Genomic DNA, 21,256 nt, shown 5'->3' with positions numbered 1-21,256 from the left:
ACGAGCACTGGTTCACCTCGTTGGCACAAGCCCGGGATGTGATCGCAGACTGGCGACGCCACTACAACCAGATCAGGCCACACAGCAGTTGTGGTGGCATCCCGCCGGCACAGTTCGCCGCCAACTACCGTACACAACAAGCCAACAACGCAGTACCCTTCAACCCCGGGCTTTATCAGTAATCACTGGTACGGACGATGGGGGCAGGTCAGCACTGCAGCGGTGGCGGGCGCGAGCAATGGGGGTGTGGCTGCCGCGCTTTTGCAGTGGGCGCAGGTGTTGCGTGGGTGCTGTCTTGCAGGCGCGCGGCGCGCAACCCTGCGTGCAGGCCATGGCGACATGCGCCGACATGCGCTGATAACGCAGGCGCCGGGACCCGCCACACCGGGCGCTTGCCGCGCTGCAGGCCGCCATCCACCGCGTCGCGCGCGCTGGATGGAATTGCGCAACGTCCATCTACACAGACGTCAGGAAGTCGACGCGGGAACGTGGTGCGCGCCGCATCGTCATTTCCCTGGCGCAGGCGTTGGCCGCTGTCCTACCCGGCAGCCTGGGCTATCTGCCGACAGTCTGGCTGGCACGCCGCAGACCTGGGCTTTGCGGCATGCGAGCGCTGAGTTTGCGCAACCGCGCTCGCCGGCGTTCCGGCGGGCGGCATTTTTGTCGGGCTCGGACACGCGTATTCATCTCTGAAATGTCTTGAAAGACAGGATCTAGGTCTCTGTTTTCCAAAGAATTATCAAAAAATTAATAAAAGCGGACAGAACTGTGATGCAAGTCACGCCTGGTGCTGCTTTACGTCAAAAACTTGACGCCTTATTTGGCGGCTGTTAACACTTCGCTCAGTTCTATGGTTGGGTAGCGTTCACTTTTTGACTATCCAGATGCCGCTTTCCGCGCATCGCCCTCAGGCCCATGGCGCCAATAACCACAGGAAATTGAAGTGGCTGGAAGGCCACATGGCTGTGGGTGTTCGCCAAAACCAGTCCAAAACTTCAGGAGTCGTGCGTCGATGAATCGGATTTATCGCAAGGTCTGGAACAAATCGTTGGGTGTATGGGCCGTGGCATCGGAATTGGCCACTGGCGATCGCCCGGGTGCAACGACCGCCGCCGCCTTCATCGACCGCCGCCAGAGCCGTTGCCTGGTCGCTGCGATCGCCCTGGCGCTTGGTAGCGCCGGGATCGCAATCCCCCTTTCTGCAATGGCCCAATCGGTTGAGGTCGGCCGCAACGCGTCGGCGTCGGCCAGCAATGCCACCGCCATCGGTGGCAACAGCCACGCCAGTGCGACCGGTGCGCTTGCCAGCGGCGCCGACAGCAGCGCCAGCGGTGTCAACAGCAGCGCCATCGGTCGCCAGACCAACGCCATCGGCGAAAACGCGGTGGCCATCGGCTACAACAGTTTCGTGCGCCAGAGCGGCGAAAACGGCGTCGCGCTCGGCGCCAATGCCGGCGTGACCGGCGCCAACTCGGTGGCCTTGGGCGCAGGCTCGCGCACTCACGAAGACGACGTGGTGTCGGTCGGCAGCGGCAATGGTCGCGGCGGCCCGGCGACACGCCGCATCACCAACCTCAGCGCTGGCGTCAACGCCACCGATGCGGTCAACGTGGCGCAGTTGCGCGACGTGGCCGAAGTGGCCGAAGACACCGCAACGTTTTTCAAGGCGACACCTGGCGAAGACAGCGTCGGCGCCTATGTCGAAGGCGATAGCGCGCTGGCTGCCGGCGATGCCGCCAATGCGGTGGGCACTGCGACCACCGCGCTGGGAACCGGCGCCAATGCAGTGGCCGACAATGCCACTGCAGTCGGTGCAAATGCGCTCGCATCCGGCCAGAACAGCGCCGCTTTCGGCCATAACGCGCAGGCCAACGGCCCAGGCAGCGTGGCGGTCGGCGGTGCGGCGGTGGACGAAAATGGTGTGCCGTTGATCACCAGCGGCGGTGTACCGGTCACCACCGGCGCCACCAGTGCCGGCGTCGGTGGAACCGCCGTGGGCGCCAGCGCCAATGCCGACGGTTTCGCTGCCTCGTCGTTCGGCGTCGGTGCGTATGCCGCCGGTGCGCAAGCGTCCGCGTTCGGTGCGGTTGCCAATGCGGCGGGCGATTACGCCACCGCCGTGGGCACCCAGACCAGCGCCAGCGGCACCAGCAGCACGGCTGTCGGTGGTCCGGTGGATCTCATTCCAGGTCTGGGGGCCTTCGTGCAGACCCAGGCCAGCGGCGAAGCAGCCACCGCGCTCGGTGCCGGTGCGATCGCATCGGGCACCTACACCACGGCGGTGGGCACGCTCAGCGAAGCCTCCGGCATCGAGGCCACCGCGGTGGGTTACTTCGCCTATGCACCTGGCGAAGGCGCCACGGCCGTCGGTCCGGAATCCTGGGCCAGCGGTGAATTGAGCACGGCGCTGGGGTACTACAGCACCGCACGCGGTGCCAACTCGGTGGCGCTAGGCGCGAACGCTGTGGCCACGCGCGCCAACACCGTGTCGGTGGGTGCGGCCGGCGATGAGCGCCAGATCACCAGCGTTGCCGCCGGTACCGAAGGCACCGACGCGGTCAATCTCAACCAGCTCACCGCCGTGTCCGCTGTCGCCGGCAACACGGCGCGCACGTTCGTGGCCACCGGTGATGGCAGCGCGCTTGCCGAAGGCGTCGACAGCGTTGCGGTCGGCTCCAATGCGTCGGCGCTCGCCGACTACAGCACCGCGCTGGGTTCGAGCAGCCAGGCATCGGCGGTCAACACCACGGCGGTCGGCAGCGGCGCGGTCGCCACCGTCAACAACGCCACCGCGCTCGGCTTCAACAGCATCGCCAGCGATCGTTACGCCACGGCGGTGGGCGCCGACAGCGCCGCGTCGGGGTTCTACGGCACTGCGGTGGGCGGCACCAGCGTGGCCAATGGCCGCGGCGGCACCGCGATCGGTTTTGAGAGCATCGCCAACGGCCTGGAATCCACCGCGTTGGGGTTTGCCAGCGTGGCCTGGGGAGACACCAGCACGTCGGTGGGTGCGGAAAGCAGCGCCTACGGCGATGACAGTGCCGGCTTCGGATTTGGCGCCAGCGCGGGCGGCAGCAGCGCGGTCTCGATCGGCGCGCGCAGCAGTGCGCTCGGCACCGGCAGCGTCGCCGTGGGTGCGCTCAGCAATGCCTGGGGCGATGGCAGCATCGCGATCGGTGCAGACACGTTCGTGGAGAACCAGCAGAGCATCGCCATCGGCAATGCGGCGCAGGTGTCGGTCGACAACAGCGTGGCGCTCGGTGCGGGAGCCGTCGCCGATCGTGCCAACACGGTATCGATTGGCGCTGTCGGCGGCGAGCGTCAGATCACCAATGTCGCCGCCGGCACCGAAGGCACCGATGCGGTGAATCTGGACCAGCTCAACGCGGTCGGCGAAACCGCCGGCGCCACCGCACGCCTGTATGCAGGCACCGGTGATGGCACTGCCCTTGCGCAGGGCGAGGACGCCACTGCTGCCGGTTCCAACGCCAGCGCAGACGGCGATTACAGCAGTGCATTCGGCTCCGGCAGCCAGGCGATCGGCACCGGCGCATCGGCAGTTGGCAGTGGCGCCAGCGCCACCGCGCAGTTGGCCAGTGCAACTGGTTACAACGCCGCCGCCAGCGGTTACGGCAGCGTGGCCAGTGGCGCCTACAGCCAGGCCAGCGGCGATTATGCGGTGGCCGTGGGCGGCGAGAGCGAAGCGGCCGGTGCGCAGAGCACCGCGCTCGGTGCAGCGGCCGGCGCCTATGGCGATGGTTCGCTGGCCGCCGGCACGCTGAGCGTGGCCGATGGCAGCGAAACCACCGCGATGGGATATTTCGCCAGTGCCAGCGGCGAATCGGCCACGGCGGTGGGCGCAGAGAGCGTGGCCGATGGCACCAGCGCTGCCGCGTTCGGCTTCGGCGCCGAGGCGGTCGGCAACTACACCACCGCCCTGGGCGGCTATTCCAGCGCGACCGGTTTCAACAGCACCGCGCTGGGCAATTTCAGCGCCGCCAGCGGCTCCAACACCGTAGCCGTGGGCGGCGACGCCACCGCGACCGGCGACTACAGCGTTGCAGCAGGGCAAGGCAGTGTGGCCAGCGGCTACAACAGCGTGTCGGTTGGTGGCGCATTGCTCGGCTTGGTGCCGACCGAAGCCTCCGGCGACTACTCCACCGCCGTCGGCGGCGCGGCATGGGCGCCAGGCCGCAACAGCACGGCGCTGGGTAACTTCGCCGAATCCAGCGGCGACAGCAGCGTGGCACTGGGCGCCGATTCGGTGGCCGATCGTGATTTCGCGGTGTCGGTGGGCAGCGCCGGCAACGAGCGTCAGATCACCAATGTGGCCGCCGGCACGCAGGGCACCGATGCGGTGAACCTGGACCAGCTCACTGCGGTTGCCGAAACCGCGCAGACCACCAGCAAGTATTTCCAGGCCAGCGGCAGCGCCGACAGCGATGCCGGCGCCTATGTCGAAGGCGACAACGCCCTGGCCGCAGGCGAGGGCGCCAATGCCACCGGCAGCAGCGCAACCGCACTGGGTGCCGGCGCGCAGGCGGTGGTCGATAACGCCACCGCGGTGGGCGCGGACGCCTTGGCCAGCGGGATCGGCGCGGCAGCGTTGGGCAACAATGCCCAGGCCCTTGGCGAAAACAGCAGCGCCGTTGGCGCCAACGCGCTGGCCGGCGATGTCGGCGCCACCGCAAATGGTGCCGGCGCGCAGGCGCTGTCGACCTACAGCACCGCGCTCGGCAGCGAGGCGGTGGCGTCCGACAACCAGGCCACCGCCACCGGCTTCCGCAGCACTGCCTCCAACATCGGCAGCACCGCGCTGGGCGGTTACAGCGAAGCCACCGGCTATCTGTCGTCGGCACTGGGGTATGGCGCGGTCGCTTCCAGCGACTACACCACCGCCGTCGGTGTCGCGTCGCTGGCCTCCGGCGTCAGCGCCGTGGCGGTGGGCGAGTTCAGCGAAGCCACCGGCGATGAAAGTGTCGCCGTGGGTGGCAGCACGTTCTCCGGCTTTGTGCCGGCGCGCGCGTCCGGCACCGGCGCCGCAGCGTTCGGTGCAGGTGCGTGGGCAACGGCCGACTACACCACCGCCATCGGTTGGAATTCCTATGCAGATGGCGTCAATGCCAGCGCAGTGGGCCAGAGCGCGGCAGCGCTCGCCGAGAACACGCTTGCGGTAGGCGGCGGAAGCCGCGCCGATGCGATCGGTGCCAGCGTGGTGGGGGTGGATGGCTCGGCCACCGGCATCAACAGCACCGGCGTCGGTCGCCAGGTCAATGTGATCGGCGAGAATGCGGTGGCGGTGGGCTACAACGCGTTCGTGCGCCAAAGCGCGGTCAATGGCGTGGCGCTCGGTGCCAATGCCGGTGCGACCGGCGCCGATTCGGTGGCGTTGGGCTCCGGTTCGCGCAGCTACGAAGCCGACACCGTGTCGATCGGCAGCGGCAATGGTCGCGGCGGTCCGGCAACGCGTCGCTTGGTCAATGTCAGCGATGGTCAGACGGCCAGCGACGCGGTCAACAAGCGCCAGCTGGATGCAGTGGCGGCCGATGTGCAGACCACCAGTGGCATGGTGCAGACCACCGGCGACGGTGTGGCCACTGCAACCGGCGATCGCAGCAGTGCTGTCGGTGCAGGCGCCACGGCCAGCGGTGCGCGCAGCGTCGCAATCGCGGCCGGCAGCCGGGCATCGGCCACCGGTGCCAGTGCCATGGGCGTGGACAGCAGCGCCAGCGGCGTGAACAGCACCGCGATGGGCCGGCAGACCAACACCATCGGCGAAAACGGCGTGGCGTTGGGCTACAACTCCTTCGTGCGCCAGAGCGGCGCCAATGCGGTGGCGCTGGGTGCCAATGCCGGTGCCAGCGGCGCCGATTCGGTGGCGTTGGGCTCGGGGTCGCGCACCTACGAGGCCGACACCGTATCGGTCGGTAGCGGCAACGGTCGCGGCGGCCCGGCCACGCGGCGCATCGTCAATGTCGGCAGCGGCGCGATTGCCAGTGCCAGCACCGATGCGATCAACGGCGGACAGCTGTTCCAGTCGCTGAGCAATGCGGCCAGCTTCCTCGGCGGTGGCGCGGCGATCGGTGCGCAAGGCGTGTTCGTGGCGCCGACCTATGTGATCCAGGGCGCCAGCTACAACAACGTCGGGGCGGCATTGACCGCGTTGGACAGCAAGGTCAGCGAGCTGGACGCACGTGGTGGCGTGGCACCTGCCGGCACGGCCGCACGCACAGCGTCGCTGCGCACTGCAGCGATGCCTGCGGTTGTCTCCACTGCAGCCAGCGCCTCGGCGGTGGATGTCACCGATGCGACCGCCAGCGTGCAGGGCACACCCACCGCTGCAGTGGCCGGTACCACGCCGGCAGCGACATCGACGGCGGTGGGAACCGCTGCGGTGGCCAACCACGTCACCGGCACGGCGATCGGTGGCAGCGCCTATGCGCATGGCCCCAACGACACCGCCATCGGCAGCAACGCCCGCGTCAATGCCGACGGCAGCACGGCGGTGGGCGCCAACACGCAGATTGCGGCAGTGGCGACCAATGCGGTGGCGATGGGCGAGGGCGCGCAGGTCAGTGCGGCGTCCGGTACCGCCATCGGCCAGGGCGCACGTGTCAGTGCGCAGGGTGCTGTCGCGCTGGGCCAGGGCTCGGTCGCCGATCGCGCCAACACGGTATCGATGGGCAGCGTCGGCGGCGAGCGGCAGGTCGCCAATGTGGCTGCCGGTACGCGTGCCACCGATGCGGTCAACAAGGGCCAGCTGGACAACGGCGTTGCCGCCGCCAACAGCTATACCGACAGCCGCTACAACGCGATGGCCGACAGCTTCGAAAGCTATCAGGGCGATATCGAAGACCGCCTGCGTCGGCAGAACCGTCGCCTGGATCGTCAGGGCGCGATGAGTTCGGCGATGTTGAACATGTCCGCCAGCGTGGCGGGTATCGCTTCGCAGAACCGCGTCGGTGCCGGTGTCGGTTTCCAGAACGGCGAATCGGCGTTGTCGGTGGGCTATCAGCGTGCGATCAGTCCGCGCGCCACGCTGACCGTGGGCGGCGCACTCAGTGGCGACGACAGTTCGATCGGCGTGGGTGCCGGCTTCGGTTGGTAACGCGCCGATGCATGACACGCAGCGGCGCCGATGTGCGCCGCTGCGCTAGAGCAAGGCCCGAGGGGGCGGGCAAGGACCGTGGCTGGGCCGGCCAACGGATTCGCATGGAGTGATGGCCGTACCAGGAATGGCGAGCGGAAACGCAGCGAGCCGCAATGCGGTTGCGCAGCGGTGTCGAGCGCCGGTCCAAAGCCTGATCCACGTAAAACACGAAGAGGATTTCACCGTGATCGACAAGCATTTCCGTCTCTCCCCGCTGACCGGCGCCATCTTGATGATGGCCCTGGGTGCATCGGGCACGCTCGCTGCCGCTCCGCAACTGCTGGTCAAGGAACCGACCCAGGCAGCGCCGGACGGTGCCGCATTCAGTAGTCGCCTGATCGTGCGCTACAAGGACAACACCGCTGCTGCGACAGATCGCAGCAGCAAGCTGAGCGCTGTGCAGGCGGCGGTCGGCCGCGTCGGCGCGAGCACTGGCGCACGCAGCAGCGCTGCCGCCGCAAAGGCGACGTATGTGCGCAAGCTCGGCATCGGTTCGGACCTGATCAAGCTGTCCAGCACGCTGTCCGGCGCGCAGGTGGACAAGGTGGTGGTCGAGCTCAAGAACGACCCGTCCGTGGCGGACGTGCAGATCGATCGCATGCTGCGTCCGGTGGAAATCAAGAAGGGCGTTGCCGCCACCGATGTGACCCCGCAGCTGGTTCCCAACGACCCGTTTTACGCGCAGTACCAGTGGCATCTGAGCAATCCCAACGGCGGCGTCAATGCGCCGGCCGCATGGGATCTGTCGCAGGGCGCCGGGGTGGTGGTGGCGGTGCTGGATACCGGCATCCTGCCGGGTCATCCCGACTTTGCCGGCAATCTGCTGCAGGGCTACGACTTCATCAGCGATGCGGAAGTCTCGCGCCGCCCGACCGATGCCCGCGTGCCCGGCGCGCTGGATTACGGCGACTGGCAAGAAGCCGACAACGTCTGCTACACCGGGTCGGTGGCCCAGGACAGCTCCTGGCACGGCACCCATGTCTCGGGCACCGTCGCCGAAGCGACCAATAACGGCTTAGGCATGGCCGGCGTCGCTCCAAAGGCCACCATCCTGCCGGTGCGCGTGCTCGGCCGCTGCGGCGGCTACACCTCCGACATCGCCGACGCGATCGTGTGGGCCTCCGGCGGCAGCGTCGACGGCGTGCCCGCCAACGCCAACCCGGCCGAAGTGATCAACATGAGCCTGGGCGGCGGCGAGCCCTGCGATTCGGCCACCCAGCTGGCGATCAACAGCGCGGTGGCGCGCGGCACCACCGTGGTGGTGGCAGCCGGCAACAGCGGCGAAGATGCGGCCAACCATTCGCCGGCCAGCTGCAACAACACCATCACCGTGGGCGCCACCCGCATCACCGGCGGCATCGCCTCATACTCCAACTACGGCAGCAAGGTCGACCTGTCGGGTCCGGGCGGTGGTGGCAGCGTGGACGGCAATCCGGGCGGCTATGTCTGGCAGGCCGGCTATGCCGGTGCGACCACGCCGACCTCTGGCAGCTATACCTATATGGGAATGGCCGGCACCTCGATGGCATCCCCGCACGTGGCTGGCGTCGTGGCCCTGGTACAGAGCGCGGCCATCGGCCTGGGCGACGGCCCGCTGACCCCGGCAGCCGTGGAAGCCCTGCTCAAGCAGACCAGCCGTCGCTTTGCGGTGACGCCGCCGGCCGGCACCCCGATCGGCAGCGGCATCGTCGATGCCAAGGCGGCCCTGGAAGCGGTGCTGGCCGAGCCGTGCGATCCGGCCACCGAAACCTGCGCGCCGACCGCCATCGCCTTGACCAACAAGGTGCCGGTGACCGGCCTGAGCGGCACCTATGCCGGCTCCGCGCTGTACAGCTTCGAGGCCAAGGCCGGCGCCGTGCTCAGCGTGATGACCTACGGCGGCACCGGCGATGTGTCGGTGTACGTGAGCTTCGAGGCAGAGCCCAGCGCGACCAGCTACGACGCCAAGTCGACCCGTCCCGGCAACAGCGAAACCGTGCGCTTCACTGCGCCCAAGGCTGGCACGTATTACATCAAGTTGGTGGGTGCGGCGGACTACGCGAAGCTGACGCTCGTTGCACGACAGTAAGTAGCTGCAGAGTGTGACCAATGCCCCCGGCCAATCACCGGGGGCATTGTTTTTTCAGGCGATCGGGATGTGCGCGGTTGAACGCCACGGCAAACTGCTACAGTCGGCGCCGGACCAGTGGAGACGAGTGTGAACGCGGTTGCCGTCGATCCAATTGAGCAGAAAAATGCCCAGACGCGCATCGTCGAAGCGCTGCTCGAACGCCGTCGCCTGAAAGACACCGATCTGCTGCGCGCGCGCCAGTTGCAGGCCGAATCCGGTATGGACCTGCTGGCTCTGCTGGGCCGTCTGGGCCTGGTGTCCGAACGCGATCATGCAGAAACCTGCGCCGAAGTCCTCGGCCTGCCGCTGATGGATGCACGCCAGCTGGGCGATACCCCACCGGAAATGCTGCCCGAGGCGCAGGGCCTGTCGCTGCGCTTTCTCAAGCAATTCCATCTGTGCCCGGTCGGCGAGCGCGATGGCCGGCTGGAGCTATGGATTGCCGATCCGTACGACGATTACGCGATCGATGCGGTGCGCCTGGCCACCGGGTGCGCGTTGATATTGCAGGTCGGCCTGCGCTCGGAAATCGACGACCTGATCGAGCGCTGGTACGGCCAGGGTCGCAGTGCGATGGGCACCATCGTGGAAACCGCCGACGGCGATGCCAACAGCAGCGACGATATCGAAGCGCTGCGCGACCTGGCCTCCGAAGCGCCGGTGATCCGGCTGGTGAACCTGGTGATCCAGCACGCGGTGGAATTGCGCGCCTCGGACATCCATATCGAACCGTTCGAAAGCCGGCTCAAGGTGCGTTACCGCGTCGATGGCGTGCTGGTGGAAGGCGAAAGCCCGCCGGCCAAGCTCACCGCCGCGGTGATCAGCCGCATCAAGATCATGGCCAAGCTCAACATCGCCGAGCGCCGCCTGCCGCAGGACGGCCGCATCATGCTGCGCGTGCAAGGCAAGGAGCTGGATCTGCGCGTCAGCACCGTGCCCACTGCGCATGGCGAGAGCGTGGTGATGCGTCTGCTCGACCGCGAAACAGTGGTGTTCGACTTCTACAAGCTGGGCTTTACCGAAGACTTCCTGCCGCAGTTCCGCAAGGTGCTGGAGCAGCCGCACGGCATCATGCTGGTGACCGGCCCGACCGGTTCGGGCAAGACCACCACGCTGTACACCGCGTTGAGCCAGCTCAATACCTCGGATGTGAAAATCATCACCGTCGAAGACCCGGTGGAATACCAGATCGAAGGCATCAACCAGATCCAGGCCAAACCGCAGATCGGGCTGGATTTCGCCAATGCGCTGCGCAGCATCGTGCGTCAGGATCCAGACATCATCATGATTGGCGAAATGCGCGATCTGGAAACCGCGCGCATCGCGATCCAGTCCGCGCTCACCGGCCATCTGGTGTTGTCCACGCTGCACACCAATAACGCGGCCGGCGGCATCACCCGCCTGCTCGACATGGGCGTGGAAGACTATCTGCTCACCTCCACCATCAACGGCATCCTGGCGCAGCGTCTGGTGCGCAAGCTCGACCTGGACAACGCCGAACGCTATGCGGCATCGCCAGAAGAAATCGAACGCTTCAACCTGCGCCGCCTGCAGCCGGATGGCGAGATCTACCTGTATCGTCCGCGTCCCTCGGCCGCTGCGCCGACCGGCTATCTCGGCCGCACCACCATCGTCGAATTCCTGGTGATGAACGACGAGCTGCGGCGTGCGGTGATGCGCCGTGCCGGCATGGGCGAGATCGAACAACTGGCTCGCAACGCCGGCATGCGCACGATGTACGAAGACGGCCTGTCCAAGGCCTTGCGCGGCGAAACCACCATCGAAGAAGTGCTGCGCGTGACGGAGGATGCGTGAGCGTCAATGGAGCAACAGCGGGCATCGGATGCTCAGGATCGCAAGATAACCAGAGCAGCGTCCTGGCAATGCGGTGTCTGCGCCCAATCGCGCCAACACGACGCAGCATCCTGCTTTTCGCGATTCCCGATTCCCGACTCCCCATTCCCGGCCCCACTGCCTGATGCCCCTGTACCGCTACAAAGCACTCGACGCGCACGGCGAAATGCTCGATGGCCAGATGGAAGCGGCCAGCGATGCGGACGTGGCGCTGCGTCTGCAGGAACAAGGCCACCTGCCGGTGGAAACGCGTCTGGCCACTGGCGAAAACGATTCGCCTTCGCTGCGCATGCTGCTGCGCAAGAAGCCGTTCGACAACGCCGCGTTGGTGCAATTCACCCAGCAACTGGCGACCTTGATCGGTGCCGGGCAGCCGCTGGATCGCGCGTTGTCGATCCTGATGGATCTGCCCGAAGACGAAAAAAGCCGGCGCGTGATCGGCGATATCCGCGACACCGTGCGCGGCGGCGCGCCACTGTCCTCGGCGCTGGAGCGCCAGCATGGGCTGTTTTCCAAGCTGTACATCAACATGGTGCGTGCAGGCGAGGCCGGCGGCAGCATGCAGGACACCTTGCAGCGGTTGGCCGATTACCTGGAGCGCAGCCGCGCGCTCAAGGGCAAGGTGATCAACGCGTTGATCTATCCGGCGATCCTGTTGGCGGTGGTCGGTTGCGCCTTGTTGTTCTTGCTCGGCTATGTGGTGCCGCAATTCGCGCAGATGTACGAAAGCCTGGATGTGGCCTTGCCGTGGTTCACCCAGGCAGTGCTGAGCGTGGGCCTGTTGGTGCGCGACTGGTGGCTGGTGCTGGTCGTGGTGCCGGCCATGCTGGGGCTGTGGCTGGACCGCAAGCGCCGCAACGCCGCATTTCGCGCCGCGCTGGACGAATGGCTGCTACGGCAGAAAGTGATCGGCAGCCTGATCGCACGGCTGGAAACCGCACGGCTGACGCGCACCCTGGGCACCTTGTTGCGTAACGGCGTGCCGTTGCTGGCGGCCATCGGGATCGCGCGCAACGTGATGTCCAATGTCGCCCTGGTTGACGATGTCGCCACCGCTGCCGACGACGTCAAGAACGGTCATGGCCTGGCGCTGTCGTTGGCGCGCGGCAAGCGGTTTCCGCGACTGGCCTTGCAGATGATCCAGGTGGGCGAGGAATCGGGTGCGCTGGATACGATGCTGCTCAAGACCGCCGACACCTTCGAGCTGGAAACCGCGCAAGCCATCGACCGCGCGCTGGCCGCGCTGGTGCCGCTGATTACGCTGGTGTTGGCCTCGGTAGTGGGGCTTGTCATCATTTCGGTGCTCGTACCGCTGTATGACCTTACCAATGCCATCGGATAACGTGGCGGCGTATTCACAATGACTTTCCGGTGACCGCACCGCATCCATGCGGGAACCATTGCAATGCCCGCCCTATCATCTGTTGGCGGCAGTATTCTTCATCGACGTGCAAGGACATCGTTCATGATCAAGCGTTCCATCACCCGTAGTCCATCGCGTGCAGGCCAGGCCGGCATGAGCCTGCTGGAAATCATCATCGTCATCGTGCTGATCGGCGCGGTGCTGACCTTGGTCGGCAGCCGTGTGCTCGGTGGCGCCGATCGCGGCAAGGCCAATCTGGCCAAGTCGCAGATCCAGACGCTGGCCGGCAAGATCGAAAATTTCCAACTCGATACCGGCAAGTTGCCGAGCAAGCTCGATGATCTGGTCACCCAGCCGGGCGACAGCAGCGGGTGGCTCGGCCCGTATGCCAAGCCGGCCGAACTCAACGACCCATGGGGGCACACCATCGAATACCGCGCGCCGGGCGATGGGCAGCCGTTCGATCTGATCAGCCTGGGCAAGGACGGCCGTCCCGGTGGCAGCAGCTACGACTCGGACATCAAGTACCAATAAGCCCTCGCCATGCGCGTTGCGTGTCAGCCGTTGCGTCATCGGGATGGAGGAGCCGGCCCTGGTCGTACCCGCACGCGTGGCACCTCGCTGCTGGAGATGCTGCTGGTCATCGCCTTGATCGCGATGGCCGGGGTATTGGCCGCTGCCGCATTGAATGGCGGGATCGACGGCATGCGCCTGCGCACCGCCGGCAAGGCGATCGCCTCGCAACTGCGGTATACGCGCACCCAGGCGATCGCCACCGGCACCCCGCAGCGCTTTCTGATCGACCCGCAGCAGCGCCGTTGGGAAGCGCCCGGCGGCCATCACGGCGATTTGCCGTCGTCGCTGGAGGTGCGTTTCACCGGCGCGCGGCAGGTGCAATCGCGGCAGGATCAGGGTGCCATCCAGTTCTTCCCCGATGGCGCCTCCACCGGCGGGCGCATCGATCTGCGCGTCAAGGACGCGATCTGGCGCGTGGACGTGGGCTGGATCACCGGGGAAGTGCGTTCCGGGCAAGTGCGGACACCGACGCCATGAAGCGCCAGCGTGGTTACACCTTGATCGAAGTGATCGTCGCCTTTGCGTTGCTGGCCCTGGCCTTGAGCCTGTTGCTGGGATCGTTGTCCGGTGCCGCGCGGCAGGTGCGCGCAGCCGACGAAAACACGCGCGCCACCTTGCATGCGCAATCGTTGCTTGCATTGCAAAACATCGACAAACCGTTGCTGCCCGAACAGCAACAGGGCACGTTCGAAGACGGACATTTTCGCTGGTCGATGGATGTACGCCCTTACGAGGAACCGCGACGCAATCCGCAGGCACCGGTCGTTCCCGGTGCGCACACGCTGCTGCAGCTGACCCTGGTGGTGCGCTGGGGCGAGCAGCCCAATCAGGTCTTGCAGTGGCGCAGCTTGCGGCTGGTCGCTGCAACCCAGGGCAGCGACCCGTGAGCCGTTCGCGCCATGCCGGTTTTACGCTGATCGAAGTGCTGCTGGCGACGATGCTGCTGGTTGGCGGGCTGGCATTGGCGTTTGCCACGCTGCGCTCGGCCAGCGCGGTGAGTCAGCGTGGCGAGGCGATCGCCCAGCGCAGCGAGCGCGTGCGTGCGGTGGAAGAATTCCTGCGTCGGCGGCTGGCGGCGACACTGCCGATCGCAATGGGCATCGACCCGCAGAGTCAGCAGCCGATGTTGTTCGTCGGCGAGCCGCAGCGCATGCGCTTTGCCGCCGATGTGCCGGATTATCTGGGCCGTGGCGGGCCGTATCTGCATGACCTGTCGGTGGCCGGCGATGGCGACCAGCGCACGCTGCTGATCGCGCTGACCATGTTGCAATCGGGCAAGTCGATCGACGAAGCCACCACGTTGCCGCCGGAAACGCTCGCCGACGGCGTGCAGCAGGTGAGCTTTCGTTATCGCGGCATGGATCCGCAAAACGGCCGCCTGAGCGCATGGCTGCCGCAATGGGAGTGGCACGACCGTCTGCCGCTGCTGGTGCGCATCGACATCCGCAGCGGTGGTGCCGCCTGGCCGCCGATGGTGGTGGCGTTGCCGCAGTCCGGCAATGCCGGAGCGATGGGACAATGAGCACGATGCGCGGCGCCGCCCTGGTGTTGGTGTTGTGGTTGATTGCCCTGCTGACCGCGATGATCGGCGCATTCGCGCTGACCGCACGGGTGGAAGCGCTGCAAGGCAGCATGTTGCGTAACGGCGCGCAGGCGCAGGAATACGCACGCGCGGGCCTGGAATACGCGTTGTCGCGCCTGCAGAGCGGCGATACGCAGGCACGCTGGCGCGCCGATGGCCGGCGCTATCGTTGGCGGATGGACGATGCCACGGTGGAGATCCGCATCATCGACGAGAGCGGCAAGGTGGATCTGAACATGGCCGAGCCCGCGTTGCTTGCCGGCTTGGTGCGCGCGGTCGGTGGCGAGCAGGCCAGCGCCGCGCGCATTGCCGGTGCCATCGTCGATTGGCGCGATGGCGACTCGCTGAGTCAGCCGGGCGGTGGCGCCGAAGACCGCGATTACGCCGACGCCGGGCTGCCATATGGCGCAAAGGACAGCCCGTTCGAAACCCTGGGCGAGTTGCGACTGGTGCTGGGCATGGAGGGTGAGTTGTATCGCAAGCTGTTGCCCAACCTCACGCTCTACAGCGGTCGCTCGCGCCCGGAACCGCGCTTTGCGCCCGGCCCGGTGCTGACCGCGATGGGCCTGGATGCGCAGCAATTGCTGGCCCAGCGTGACGCGCCGCTGGGTTTGCCGGGCAGCGAGGCGACGTTGGGTGGCTCGGACACTTATAGTATCGAGAGCCGGGCGCGCTTGAGTCAGGGACGCGAGGCTGTATTGCGTGCGGTCGTGTCCACAAGCGCGTCCGCATTACCGGGATCGGCCTATACCGTGTTGCGTTGGGAAGAGGGAGCAGCAGTGCAATGACCGCATGGCGGGATAGCTTGGGTCGCATCGGCGTACGCGCCATGCCGGGAGCCGGAGGCTTCTGGCGTTGGTGGCAGCAATCGTTGCTGGCCTGGTTGCCGCAGCGCTGGCAATGGCAGTTGGGCCTGTCGCAGGCGCGCCTGTTGCTGCAGCTCGATGGCGATGCGCTGCAGCTGCTGCGCCAGCGCGATCACAGCAGCGAGGCCATCGCCACGCTGCCGTGGCCGGTGCAGCCGAACGAAATGAACGCCTTACTGCCGACCGCCCTGGAATCGCTGCCACGCCATTGGCTGCTGCCGGCTGTGCAGGCATTGCGTCGTCCGTTGCGCCTGCCGGCAGCGGCAGCGGCGCGCTTGCAGGATGTGGCGCGCTTCGAAATCGACCGGCAAACCCCGTTCACCGCCGACCAGGTGTATTTCGACGCGCGCGTGCTCGATGTGCGCGGAGACGGCCAGCTCGATGCCGAACTGGTGGTCGTGCCGCGCCGCATGATCGATGGCCCTGCCGGTGTGCCCGATGCATGGGCCAGTGCGTTGTCGGGCATCGATGTCGCCGATGCGCAGGGCCTGCCGCTGGGCGTGAACCTGCTGCCGCCGGCGCGCCGGCTGCGGCGCAGCGACCCGATGCAGCGCTGGAATCTGTTGCTCACCGCCGCCGCGCTGGTCTTGCTGGCCGTGGCCGGTTGGCTGCTGCTCGACAATCGCCGCCAGGCCGCCGACGACCTGCGTGCCAAGGTGCAGGCCAACGCCGCGCGCGCACGCCAGGTTGCTGCAGAACGCCAGCAATTGATGGACCTGGTCGAAGGCGCCGCGTTCTTCCAGAAGCAACGTGCCACCCGCCCCACCTCGGTGGAAATCTGGGACGAGCTGAGTCGGCGTTTGCCCGGTGGCACTTATCTGGAGAAATTCTCGGTCGAAGGCGGGCAGCTGCAGTTGATCGGCTTGAGCAACGAAGCGTCCTCGCTGGTACGGCGTCTGGAAGGCTCGCCGCTGTGGCACACGCCGTCGCTGACCGGCGTGCTGCAGAGCGATGCCGGTCGTAACGTGGACCGCTTTACCATCACCGCCGAGCTGGCCGGCCCCGACGCGAAGGAGTCGGCCGATGCCACGCAGCGTTAAGCGCGACCGCTGGATCGCTTTGGGCCTGCTGTTGCTGGTGATCGGCGTGGCCTATCTGGTGCTGGTGCACCCGTGGTTCACCCAACCGATGATCGCGGTGCAGGACGAGTTGCAAGCGCTGCGCGAGCGCGAGCTGCGCGTGCGCGTGCAACTGCAGCAGGCGCCGGAGGTCAGCAAACGGCTGCGCCAGGCGCGCCAGACGCTGGAAAGCCGCCCGGGCTTCCTGCCGGAGACCTCGGCCGAACTGGCGTCGGCCGGGCTGGTGCAGCGGCTGGAACGTGCGGTGGTGGAAGCCAGCCCCGGCAACCGCAGCTGCGCCATCAGCAACCGCTCGCCGTTGCAGCCGGAAAGCAAGGGCCGCTTCACCCGCGTCGCGGTGCAGGTGCGCCTGCGCTGCGGCACGCCGGAGCTGGCCTCGGTGCTGTACAGCCTGGAAAACGGCACCCCGCGCCTGTTCGTGGACAATCTCAACGTGATGGCGCAGCGCTACCAACTCTCGCCCAACGAAAGCGGCAACGGCCTGGATATCGCCTTCGAACTGGCCGGCTATCTGCGCCCGGGCGCCAGCGCCGCGCCGCTGAACACGGGTGCCGCGCCCGCCGCCGGGGGGGGACGCAATGCGCCTTGATGAAATCGGCCTGCGCACTTGGCTGTTGGCCACCGTGGTCGGTTGGGCGTTGCTGGTGTGCGTGCTGGCCGTGGCTGGCCTGGGCAAGCGCGTGGAGTTGCTGCCCGACGATCCGGCCCTGGTGCAGCGCCTGCCTGCATTGCCGGCCCCGGCGCCGGAGCGGCTGGGGGCGTTCGAGAAGTATTCGGAAATCGCCGCGCATCCGGCCTTCGCCGAAGACCGCCTGCCGCACCCGTTCTTTCTGTCCGGTAACGACGGCACCAGTGCCGCCTCCACGGTGCGCCTGACCGGCGTGCTGCTGACGGACACCTTCAAGATGGCGACGCTGACCCTGGACCCGCACGATTCGGTGCGCGTGCAACTCGGTGGCGAGCCGGTCAAGGGCTGGCGCCTGCTCGCCCTGCAGCCGCGCAGCGCAACCATCGAAGGCCCGGGCGGCACGCAGACCCTGGAACTGCACGTGTTCAACGGCCAGGGCGGGCAACCGCCGACCGCCAATGCCGCCGGCCGTGTTGCCGCCGCTGCGACTCCGCCGCTGCCATCGCCCGATGCCGCCGCCACCGCCACCGCCCAGCCGCCGCAGGCCCAACCCGCGCCACCTGCCCAGCAGCCTGGCGGGCAGGTCGCGCCGACGGTGCCACCGCAGCGCAGCGACGGTGCCCAGCAAGCCCCACGCCCCTCCGACGATCAGATGCGCGCTATCCGCGAACGTATCGAAGCCCGACGCCGCCAGCTGCAACAGCAGCGCCAGAGCGGCTCAACCCCCGGCCAGACCCAATGAGTGAACGCATGACGCCGCGCCTGTTTCCCGTGTCCCTGCTGATCGGCCTGCTGGCCGGTTGCGCCACCACTCCGCCGCCGGACGTGCGCCGCGATGCGCGCCTGGATCCCCAGGTCGGCGCTGCCGGCGCCACCCAGACCAGCGCCGAGCAACGCGCCGACGGCACTGCCGCCGCCAGTGCCAAGCCCAGCCCGGTGATCCGCCGCGGCAGCGGCAGCATGATCAACCAGAGCGCGGCCGCCTCCCCATCGCCCACCCTGGGCATGGCCAGCAGCGGTAGCGCCACCTTCAACTTCGAAGGCGAATCGGTGCAGGCCGTTGTCAAGGCGATCCTGGGCGACATGCTCGGCCAGAACTACGTCATCGCCCCGGGCGTGCAGGGCACCGTGACCCTGGCCACGCCCAATCCGGTGTCGCCGGCGCAGGCCTTGAACCTGCTGGAAATGGTGCTGGGCTGGAACAACGCACGCATGGTGTTCAGCGGTGGCCGCTACAACATCGTGCCGGCGGATCAGGCACTGGCCGGCACCGTCGCGCCCAGTACCGCATCGCCGTCGTCCGCACGTGGCTTCGAAGTGCGCGTGGTGCCGTTGAAGTTCATTTCCGCCAGCGAAATGAAGAAGGTGCTCGAGCCCTACGCGCGCCCCAACGCCATCGTCGGCACCGACAATTCGCGCAACGTGATCACCCTGGGCGGCACCCGCGCCGAGTTGGAAAACTATCTGCGCACCGTGCAGATCTTCGACGTGGACTGGTTGTCGGGCATGTCGGTGGGGGTGTTCCCGATCCAGTCCGGCAAGGCCGAAAAAGTCAGCGCCGATCTGGAAAAGGTGTTCGGCGAACAGAGCAAGACGCCCAGCGCCGGCATGTTCCGTTTCATGCCGCTGGAAAACGCCAATGCGGTGCTGGTGATCACCCCACAGCCGCGCTATCTGGACCAGATCCAGCAGTGGCTGGACCGCATCGACAGCGCCGGTGGCGGCGTGCGCCTGTTCTCGTACGAGTTGAAATACATCAAGGCCAAGGACCTTGCCGATCGCCTGTCGGAAGTGTTCGGCGGCGGGCGCGGCAACAACAACGACTCCAACGCCTCGCTGGCCCCGGGCTCGGAAACCAGCGTGCTCGGCGGCGCACTGGGCAATCGCGACAGCAGCATGGGCGGCAGCTCGGGCATGACCGGCGGCAGCGTCGGCGAAAGCGGCGATGGCAGCTCTTCCGGCAGCAGCTTCGGTGGCAGCAGTGGCAGTGGAAGCAGCAGCGGCGGCCTGGGCAATGGCACGTTGCAGCTGTCGCCGCGCAGCAACGGCAACGGCGCAGTGACCCTGGAAGTGGAAGGCGACAAGGTCGGCGTTTCCGCAGTGGCAGAGACCAACACCTTGCTGGTGCGCGCCACCCCGCAGTCGTGGAGTTCGATCCGCGATGTCATCGAAAAGCTCGATGTGATGCCGATGCAGGTGCATATCGAAGCGCAGGTGGCTGAGGTGAATTTGACCGGCCAGCTGAGCTACGGCGTGAATTGGTATTTCGAGAATGCGGTCAATGCTGCTGCCGACTCGGCGACCAACGCTACGGGCATTGGCGCGGGGGCGGGGTTGGCCAGCGCGGCCGGTCGCAATATCTGGGGTGATATCGCTGGTAAGGTGGGCGAGGGCGGGCTTGCCTGGAGTTTTCTCGGCAAGAATGCAGCAGCAATCATCACTGCACTTGATGAAGTGACGAATGTTCGCTTGTTGCAGACTCCGTCCGTATTTGTGCGAAACAATGCCGAAGCCACCTTGAATGTCGGCTCGCGTATCGCGATCAATTCAACGTCTATCAATACCGGGCTTGGCAGCGACAGCAGTTTCTCTTCGGTGCAGTACATCGATACCGGGGTGATCTTGAAGGTGCGTCCGCGTGTGACCAAGGACGGCATGGTGTTCCTTGATATCGTGCAGGAGGTCAGCAGTCCTGGCGACCGTCCCACTGCTTGTACTTCGGCTACTGCGACGGTCAATGCAGCCGCTTGTAATGTGGATATCAATACGCGTCGGGTCAAGACCGAAGCTGCCGTCCAGAGCGGCGATACGATCATGCTGGCTGGTCTGATCGACGACAACAGCAGCGATGGCAGTGCAGGCCTCCCATTTTTGAGCAAGTTGCCTGTCGTTGGTGCGCTGTTCGGCAGGAAAACCCAAAACAACACTCGCCGCGAAGTCATCGTGCTGATCACCCCGTCGATCGTGCGCAACCCGCAGGAAGCGCGCAATCTCACCGACGAATACGGCCAGAAGTTCAAGGCCATGGAGCCGCTGAAGCCCAGCCAGAAGCCGCAATGAGTGCGGCACTGCCCGTCGTGCTGGTGCCGGTCGGCACCGACGACGAGGCCCTGGATGCCTGTCTGGGTGCATTGGATGCCGCCACGCCCGCCGGCACGCGGGTGTGGCTGGCCGACGATGCGCAAGCCGGTCCGCGCGGCCGCGCGGTGGTCGATCACTGGCTGGCGCGCACGCCGCTGCAGGCGCATTACACCCGCCGCCAACGCATGCTCGGCGAGGTGGCGCATCTGGACGAAATGCTCAGCGGCTGTGGCGAGGCCGACGTGGTCGTGTTGGGTGTGGATGCCTGCCCGCTGCCGGGTTGGTTGAATCAGTTGAATGCCTGCTTCGCACGTGACGCGGCGATCGCCACCGCCACACCGTGGAGCAATGCCGGCGAAGCCTGCGGCTGGCCGCGCCTGGGCGAACTCAATCCGATGCCTGACGCGCCGGAGCGGCTGGCCGCCGCCTGCGCGGCGATGCCGCCGCTGCATCCGGAGCTGCCCTCGGCGATCGGCCACGCGGTGCTGCTGCGCGGCAGCGCACGGCGCAAGGCTGGCGGGTTGGACGCCAGCAGTTATGGCTCGTGGTATGCCGCGCTGGTGGATCTGAGCCTGCGCATGGGCGGGCTGGGATGGCGCAATGTGCTGTGCGACACCGCGTTTGTCGCCTCACCGCACGAAGGCGGCCCGGCCGATGGCGACATGGATGCGCTGGCCACGCGCTGGCCCGCCTGGCACGCCCGTCTGGCCAACTTCCTGATGCACGACCCGCTGCGTGCGCAGCGCGATCAGCTCGCACACTTGCTGGCGGATCTACCGCCGCCGGATCCACAACGCAGGCTATTTGACGCGTAGAACAGCTGCCAAAGCGGCATGCCCACCGTCAGGCGGGCGCAGCCGGTGTTCGGTGGACTCGTACAGTGCAGTTCTTGAGCGCTGTCCTATGCAACCTGACGACTGCTCGCCGTGCGGTAAGTGCAGTGGCTTTGTCGGCCGTATATTGGTGG

The 21,256-nt window shown here is 66.8% G+C and carries 15 protein-coding genes; all 15 read left to right on the top strand.

Annotation, left to right across the window (positions count from 1 at the left end):
- Window positions 1-182, top strand: a 182-nt coding sequence (locus tag GGR62_RS08275) for an integrase core domain-containing protein (RefSeq protein WP_184407423.1), incomplete at its 5' end; no start/stop codon positions are given.
- Between the two features lie 830 nt (window positions 183-1,012).
- Window positions 1,013-7,108, top strand: coding sequence for an ESPR-type extended signal peptide-containing protein (locus tag GGR62_RS08270; protein ID WP_184407422.1), 6,096 nt, complete (start codon window positions 1,013-1,015; stop codon window positions 7,106-7,108).
- A 226-nt stretch (window positions 7,109-7,334) separates the two neighbouring features.
- Complete coding sequence (locus GGR62_RS08265) at window positions 7,335-9,218, top strand: S8 family peptidase (protein WP_184407421.1); 1,884 nt, start codon at window positions 7,335-7,337, stop codon at window positions 9,216-9,218.
- Window positions 9,219-9,347: 129 nt separating this feature from the next.
- On the top strand, window positions 9,348-11,075 hold the full coding sequence (gspE, locus tag GGR62_RS08260; RefSeq protein ID WP_184407420.1) for a type II secretion system ATPase GspE: 1,728 nt from the start codon (window positions 9,348-9,350) through the stop codon (window positions 11,073-11,075).
- Window positions 11,076-11,238: 163 nt separating this feature from the next.
- Window positions 11,239-12,456: a type II secretion system F family protein gene (locus tag GGR62_RS08255; RefSeq protein WP_184407419.1), complete on the top strand. Its 1,218-nt coding sequence runs from the start codon at window positions 11,239-11,241 to the stop codon at window positions 12,454-12,456.
- A gap of 123 nt (window positions 12,457-12,579) precedes the next feature.
- Entirely contained in the window at window positions 12,580-13,011 is a 432-nt protein-coding gene (gspG, locus tag GGR62_RS08250) for a type II secretion system major pseudopilin GspG (protein WP_184407418.1), read from the top strand.
- A 9-nt stretch (window positions 13,012-13,020) separates the two neighbouring features.
- Window positions 13,021-13,530 carry a GspH/FimT family pseudopilin gene (locus GGR62_RS08245; protein WP_184407417.1) on the top strand — a complete coding sequence of 170 codons (510 nt, stop codon included), beginning with the start codon at window positions 13,021-13,023 and terminating at the stop codon, window positions 13,528-13,530.
- A complete protein-coding gene (locus GGR62_RS08240; protein WP_184407416.1) occupies window positions 13,527-13,940 on the top strand; it encodes a prepilin-type N-terminal cleavage/methylation domain-containing protein in 414 nt (137 codons plus the stop codon). Before GGR62_RS08245 ends, GGR62_RS08240 begins: the two co-directional genes overlap by 4 nt.
- Window positions 13,937-14,575, top strand: a complete 639-nt coding sequence (locus GGR62_RS08235; protein WP_184407415.1) for a type II secretion system protein J — start codon at window positions 13,937-13,939, stop codon at window positions 14,573-14,575. The genes GGR62_RS08240 and GGR62_RS08235 overlap by 4 nt, the downstream gene beginning before the upstream one ends.
- Window positions 14,572-15,423 (top strand): type II secretion system protein GspK, encoded by an 852-nt coding sequence (locus tag GGR62_RS08230; RefSeq protein WP_184407414.1) that lies wholly within the window; start codon window positions 14,572-14,574, stop codon window positions 15,421-15,423. The genes GGR62_RS08235 and GGR62_RS08230 overlap by 4 nt, the downstream gene beginning before the upstream one ends.
- Entirely contained in the window at window positions 15,420-16,541 is a 1,122-nt protein-coding gene (locus GGR62_RS08225; RefSeq protein ID WP_184407413.1) for a PilN domain-containing protein, read from the top strand. Before GGR62_RS08230 ends, GGR62_RS08225 begins: the two co-directional genes overlap by 4 nt.
- On the top strand, window positions 16,525-17,169 hold the full coding sequence (gene gspM / locus GGR62_RS08220; RefSeq protein ID WP_184407412.1) for a type II secretion system protein GspM: 645 nt from the start codon (window positions 16,525-16,527) through the stop codon (window positions 17,167-17,169). Before GGR62_RS08225 ends, gspM begins: the two co-directional genes overlap by 17 nt.
- Window positions 17,159-17,950, top strand: a complete 792-nt coding sequence (gene xpsN, locus GGR62_RS08215) for a type II secretion system protein XpsN (RefSeq protein WP_184407411.1) — start codon at window positions 17,159-17,161, stop codon at window positions 17,948-17,950. The genes gspM and xpsN overlap by 11 nt, the downstream gene beginning before the upstream one ends.
- Window positions 17,947-20,268, top strand: coding sequence for a type II secretion system secretin GspD (gspD, locus tag GGR62_RS08210; protein ID WP_184407410.1), 2,322 nt, complete (start codon window positions 17,947-17,949; stop codon window positions 20,266-20,268). Before xpsN ends, gspD begins: the two co-directional genes overlap by 4 nt.
- The gene (locus tag GGR62_RS08205; RefSeq protein ID WP_184407409.1) at window positions 20,265-21,104 is read left to right on the top strand and encodes a glycosyltransferase; all 840 of its coding nucleotides are present in this window, start codon (window positions 20,265-20,267) and stop codon (window positions 21,102-21,104) included. Before gspD ends, GGR62_RS08205 begins: the two co-directional genes overlap by 4 nt.
- Window positions 21,105-21,256 lie beyond the last annotated feature (152 nt).

It is taken from the genome of Xanthomonas sp. 3075, assembly GCF_014197275.1.
In the GTDB taxonomy this organism is placed as follows: domain Bacteria; phylum Pseudomonadota; class Gammaproteobacteria; order Xanthomonadales; family Xanthomonadaceae; genus Xanthomonas; species Xanthomonas campestris_B.
The sequence above is the reverse complement of the archived record's forward strand: the minus strand, read 5'-3'. Positions and strand labels throughout refer to the sequence as shown.